Raw genomic sequence first — 5,723 nt, 5'->3', positions numbered from 1 at the left:
TCGAACGACTGGCGCAGCTTTTCGCCCATTGGCTGGCGATCTGGCGCGCGCAGGGGCTGGACCCCGTCCGCACTCACTGGCTGCTCAATGCCCATCCGAACGGCACGCCGATGCGCGTAGTCCAGCCCGATGGAGAGGTCGTCGAAGGGGCGTTTGACACACTGGACCGACAGGGCATGTTGATCCTGCGCTTGGCGAATGGGCAGAGCCGTGCCATTCACGCCGGCGATATCATTTTGACCTGAAGGACGGGCCATGCTTCTCGCGATCGACGCGGGCAACACCAATGTCGTTTTCGCCCTGGTAGAGGGTGAAGAGATCCGTACGCGGTGGCGCATAGCGACGGATCCGCGGCGGACCGCCGATGAATATGCCGTGTGGCTGCATCAGTTGTTGCAGTTGGAAGGCTATGCCATGGCGGACGTCGAAGCCGTGATCATCGCGACCGTCGTGCCGCGTGCCCTCCATAATCTTCAGGTCCTGGCAGACAAATATTTCAAGACGACGGCACTGGTGGCCGGACAGACGCCGGTCGACTGGGGCATCGAACTGGACGTGGCCGAACCCGCCTCGGTCGGGGCGGATCGGGTTGTAAACGCGATCGCCGCCCACCATCTCTTTCAGGACGACCTGATCGTCATCGATTTTGGGACAGCAACAACCTTCGACGTGGTCGACTACAGCGGCGCCTACAAGGGCGGGATCATCGCGCCGGGCATCAACCTGTCACTGGACGCATTGGTCTCCGCGGCGGCGAAGCTGCCCAAGATTGCGATCGAGCCACCGGAAAGTCGGTCGGTGATCGGGCGGACCACGGTCGACGCGATGCAGATCGGCGTCTTCTGGGGCTATGTGGCGATGATGGAGGGGCTGGTCGCGCGCATTCGCGCTGAGATAGGCCGTCCCGCCAAGGTGATTTCGACGGGAGGACTGGCTGTCCTCTTCAATGACAATAGCGATATTTTCGATGCGATCGCGCCGGATCTCACCATTCAGGGACTGGCGCTGTTGTACGAACGGAGTTTGAAAACAGAATGACACCCAAAGACGAGCTGCTCTTCCTGGCCCTGGGCGGGTCGGGCGAGATCGGCATGAACGTTAATCTCTACGGTTGCCGGGGCAAATGGGTGATGGTCGATCTCGGCCTCACCTTCGCCGATCCGGCCTATCCCGGCGTGGAACTGATCCTGCCGGACCTGAGCTTTATCGAGGATCGCCGCGACGACCTGCTCGGGATCGTGCTAACCCACGGGCATGAAGACCATATTGGCGCGATTCCCTATCTTGCCGCGGACCTTGGCGTGCCGCTCTACGCCACGCCGTTCACGGCGGGCCTGATTCGGTTGAAGCTGGAAGAGGAAGGGCTGACCAAGGAGGTCAAGCTCAACGTCATCGAGAATGAGGGGAGCTTCAACCTCGGCCCCTTCGGTTTCCGCTATGTGCCGCTGGCCCACTCGATCCCAGAGGGTAACGCCGTCCTGATCGATACGCCCCATGGACGCATCTTCCATACTGGCGACTGGAAGCTGGATGAGCGGCCGCTGCTCGGTCAGCCCTCGACGCCGGAAGAACTGACCGAGATTGGAGACGAGGGCGTGCTGGCGCTGGTGTGTGACAGCACCAACGTGTTCAATTCGCAGGCGAGTGGATCCGAAGGCGACGTGCGCGAGGGGCTGATGCAGACCGTCGCGGGCGCCAAGGGCCGGGTGTTGGTCACTACCTTTGCTTCCAATGCGGCGCGCGTGCAGACATTGGGGGAAGTCGCGGTGGCGACCGGGCGCAAGCTCTGCGTGGCCGGCCGTTCGCTGGACCGGATCATCACGACGGCCAAGGCCGCGGGCTATCTCAAGGATTTTCCGCCGATGATCGATTGGGACGATGCGATGGCATTGCCCCGCCGCGACGTTATGATCATCGCAACCGGCGGCCAGGGCGAGGCGCGGGCCGCACTGTCTCGCATCGCTTTCGACAGCCATCCCATCAAGCTGGCGGAGGGGGACACGGTCGTCTTCTCCTCCAAGCAGATCCCCGGCAACGAGATCGCGATCGGCCGTATCCAGAATGCACTGGCGACCGCCGGCGTGCTGATGGTAACGGATCGGCAGGCGGAGGTCCATGTGTCGGGCCATCCGGGGCGTCCGGAATTGGAGGCCATGTACCGCTGGATCCGGCCCGAAATCTTGCTCCCGGTACATGGTGAGCGCCGTCATATGGCGGAACAGGCGCGGCTTGGTCTTGCCACCGGTATCCGTCATGCGCCGGTACAGTCCAATGGCGATATGCTGCGCCTTGCTCCCGGCGTGCCGGAGATTATCGGTCAGGAGGACACCGGGCGACTGGTTCTGGACGGCGATGTTATCCTGCCCGCCGACGGTTCGACTATGAACGAACGGCGCAAGCTAGGCCTGCACGGCCAGATCAGCGTCGCGGTGGCGCTTGATCGAAAGGGCAAGTTGATCGGCCAACCGGCGCTGCGGACACAGGGCGTTCCCGTGGAAGAAGACAAGGCGGCATTCCTGGCTGAAGCGGCCGAGGAAGCGGCGGCAGTCGTGCCCAAGGGATCGCAGGAGGAGGAAGCACTGCGCGAGCGAGTGCGGCTCGCTGTGCGTCGCACCGCGAGCCGCTGGACCGGCAAGAAACCTATAGTGGACGTGCTGCTGATCCGCGCCTAATCTCATGTCATGAACTGGTACGCGATCTTCGCCATCTATTTCCTGATGTGGGTGGTCAGCGCCTTCATCATGCTGCCCTTCGGCATCCGGACGCCCGATGAGACGGGTGAGATGTTGCTGAAGGGCCAGGCGGACAGTGCGCCCAGCAATTTCCGGCCGGGCCGGGTGGTCCTCCGCGCGACCCTATTGTCGGTTCTGATTTTCGGCCTTTATTATGCCAATTATGTGCAGGGCTGGGTCACGCTCGACATGCTGCCGGGTTATCGTATCAAGCCATGAAGCTATCGACGCCCCGCATTGTCATGGCGGGTGCGTCGCACGTTGAGCGGTGGGCCTATATGCGCGCCGAATTATGGCCCGAGGTGTCGCTGTCGGAACATCGTGACGATATTCTCGTGCAGTTGAAGAACGGTGGCGATGAAGTCACTTTTCTGGCCTTCGACGACGAGGGCGACGCGATCGGCTTCGCGGAGGCTGCGATCCGACATGATTATGTTAACGGATGCGATTCAAGTCCTGTCGTATTTCTCGAAGGCATCTTTATCGAACCTCATGCGCGCCGTAACGGCATTGCACGGGCGCTGGCCGATGCCGTCAGGGAATGGGGGCGGGATCATGGCTGCACCGAAATGGCTTCCGATGCCGACATTACCAACGAAGCCAGCCATGCTTTCCATGCCGCGCTCGGCTTCGCTGAGACCGAGCGCGTTGTCTATTTCCGCAAGAACATAGACTGACGGGCTGCGCTATTGGCGCAGCCGCTCGATGGCCTGAGCGAGGGCTACGTAAAGCTTGCCCATGTCAGACGAAAGGATTGCAACGCCGAGCGCGTTGCCGTCGCGCGCCGACAGGATGACGCGCAGCATCGCCTCGAAATCATGAATGTAGCGGTTCACATGATCGCGGAACTCCGCGTCATTATCATAATGAAGCGCGATTTCACGGGACTCACCTGCATCGAGCAACTTGACCGCGCGACGGGTGAATACGCCCCGGTCGCCCTTCAGATAGGCAGACCAGGCTGAATCTGTCACGTCGTTGGACAGGATCTTGGCGACGTCGATCGCGGTGCTGTTCAGCGATTCGATCAGCAGGGCGGATCGGCGCGCGAAATGGTCGCGGTCACGATCTTCCGCAGCGCGCTGCCCTTCCTCGATCCGCTGTTCGACGCTCGCACTGGTGTCGGCGATGGTCAGAAGCTGACGTGTCAGGCGTTCCGAGGCCTGATGGGCAACCTTGACCGCTTCCTCCGCGATGTGCGTGATCTGCTCGATCTGCGCCGTCACCTTGTCGCCGACAGCAGCCCGCATGGCATGCTCGCTTGCCTCTGCCAGTTGCTGTGCCGCATCCGGTATGGCGCGACCCAATGCCTGGCGCGCGCGCTCGGCGGCTTGGTCGGCAGTGTCCTTGACCCGCAGCAGTGCAGTCACAAGCAAAGGACCGGCGCCTTCGGTGATCCGCGCAGCGTCATGATGCGCTGCGTCGAGTGCAGCCCGCAGGCGATCGACCAGTTCACGATTGGCTTCCAGCCCGCCTTGCGTGCTTTCCAGCCATTCGGTCAGGCGGCTACCCTGACCGCGTAGCATCGATTCGGCTTCCTCGGCGCGCCCGACAAGTGCTTGCGAGATCGCTTCCAGATGCTCCATTTCCGGCTTGGCGCTGCCCAGCAGGACTCGGCTCTGTTCCAGACGCCCGTCGAAACGCTGAAGTGCAGCGGGATAGGTTTCGTCCAGTTCGCGCACACTGGAATCCAGCGCGACAAGCAGTGTCTCGGCGCTGCCGATCAGCCTTTCAGCGGTCATGCCACCAGCCGCCAGTGCATGGTCGATACGCTGCGTTTCGGCAGTAAGGTTCGTCAGCGCCTTGTGCAACCGCTCGCTGCGAGCCAGTGCACTGTCTTCCATCGCCGCGAAACGGCTTTCGGTGGAAGTGACGGTTTCGTGCAGGCCGCTATGCAAGCCCGACATCAGAGCGCGTTGCCCCTCCATGAGGTCGTTGAGCTGATGCAGGCGGCCTTCGACATCGTTGATCGTGTCGGACAGGCCAGCGACGGTGTCGCTGCCGATCGTGTCCAGATGAGCGCGCGACCGAGCAATCAACGCCTCCAGCGCTTCGGACTGGTTGGCAAGTCGGCCATCGGTCAGTGCCAGTGCTTCCTCCGCGCGGTTCAGCGCTGCATCAAGACGCTGGCGCAGATCGGCCTCGATCGCCTCCATGTCGTTAGCGAGACGCACGGTCATCTCATCGCTGGTGCTGCCGATCCCCGCCTGAGCAGCGGCGACCAGTGCCTGGAGCGTATCCGCGCGGCGCGACAGGCCTTCATCAGTGGTCGCCATGGTTTCGCGGACGATGATCATCAGCTTTTCGAGACGGGCATCCATGTCTGCCTGCGCGCTGTCGAGATCGCGGCTCAGGGCGAGACGGACACTGTCGCTGGTGCTGGACAATCCGGCCTCTGCCACCTCGATCAAGGCAGCGAGCGCGGAGGATTGGTTTTCGAGATCTTGCCGGCTGCGTTCCATCATCTGACGCGCGCCGAGCGAAGTCGTCTCGATCCGTCCGGCGGCGATTTCAGCAAGGCCGGTGACTTCCTCCGACGCCGATCGCGTGGCTTCCTGCAACTGGCCAAGCTGGCTGGTCAGGCTCTTCGTCGCGGCGAGGGTACGCGTGCGCGCTTCGTCCGACACTTCGGTCAGGGCATGGAGGCGGGCTTCGAGTGTGTCGATCCGCTCGGCCAGCGCATGACCATTGTCCATGATCTGCGCTGCCATCCGGCCTGTGCGCTCTTCCAGTTCGGGGATGGAGCCGATCAGCGCATCCATACGGGCGATCAGCGCCGCGCCCGCCTGTTCAGCGGCTTCCGCGCGATTCGCTGTGGTCTGCGCGCGACCGGCGATGAGTTCGGCTGAGGCTTCCATATTGCTGCTGGCGGCTGCGCCATAGCTGTCGAGCAGTTCGGCCTGGTCCTGCATCGTCTGGCGCGCCGTTTCGAGTTGCGCGGTGATGCGGCCCAGTCGCAGTTCGAGCAGGTCAGCTTCCGTCCGCAGCGCG

At 62.6% G+C, this 5,723-nt stretch carries 5 protein-coding genes and 1 pseudogene; 5 read left to right on the top strand and 1 reads right to left on the bottom strand.

Annotated features, from left to right (window positions below; genetic code table 11):
- From VMR39_RS28920 to aac(6'), 5 genes and pseudogenes are all read left to right on the top strand, one after another.
- Positions 1–245 (top strand): annotated as a pseudogene (locus VMR39_RS28920) (biotin--[acetyl-CoA-carboxylase] ligase); the annotation flags it as partial.
- A 10-nt stretch (positions 246–255) separates the two neighbouring features.
- Positions 256–1,038, top strand: coding sequence for a type III pantothenate kinase (locus tag VMR39_RS28915; protein ID WP_325421742.1), 783 nt, complete (start codon positions 256–258; stop codon positions 1,036–1,038).
- Entirely contained in the window at positions 1,035–2,672 is a 1,638-nt protein-coding gene (locus VMR39_RS28910) for a ribonuclease J (protein WP_325421740.1), read from the top strand. The genes VMR39_RS28915 and VMR39_RS28910 overlap by 4 nt, the downstream gene beginning before the upstream one ends.
- A 9-nt stretch (positions 2,673–2,681) precedes the next feature.
- Positions 2,682–2,951, top strand: coding sequence for a DUF1467 family protein (locus VMR39_RS28905; RefSeq protein ID WP_325421739.1), 270 nt, complete (start codon positions 2,682–2,684; stop codon positions 2,949–2,951).
- Entirely contained in the window at positions 2,948–3,409 is a 462-nt protein-coding gene (gene aac(6') / locus VMR39_RS28900; protein ID WP_325421737.1) for an aminoglycoside 6'-N-acetyltransferase, read from the top strand. Before VMR39_RS28905 ends, aac(6') begins: the two co-directional genes overlap by 4 nt.
- A gap of 9 nt (positions 3,410–3,418) precedes the next feature.
- On the opposite strand, the gene VMR39_RS28895 is transcribed toward aac(6'), so the two are convergent.
- Positions 3,419–5,723 (bottom strand): hypothetical protein (locus VMR39_RS28895; RefSeq protein ID WP_325421735.1); only part of this gene is annotated, 2,305 nt, incomplete at its 5' end.

This window comes from Sphingobium sp. (genome assembly GCF_035511395.1).
Taxonomy (GTDB): domain Bacteria; phylum Pseudomonadota; class Alphaproteobacteria; order Sphingomonadales; family Sphingomonadaceae; genus Sphingobium.
Note: the sequence above shows the minus strand (reverse complement) of the source record. Positions and strands in the feature narration are given on the sequence as shown.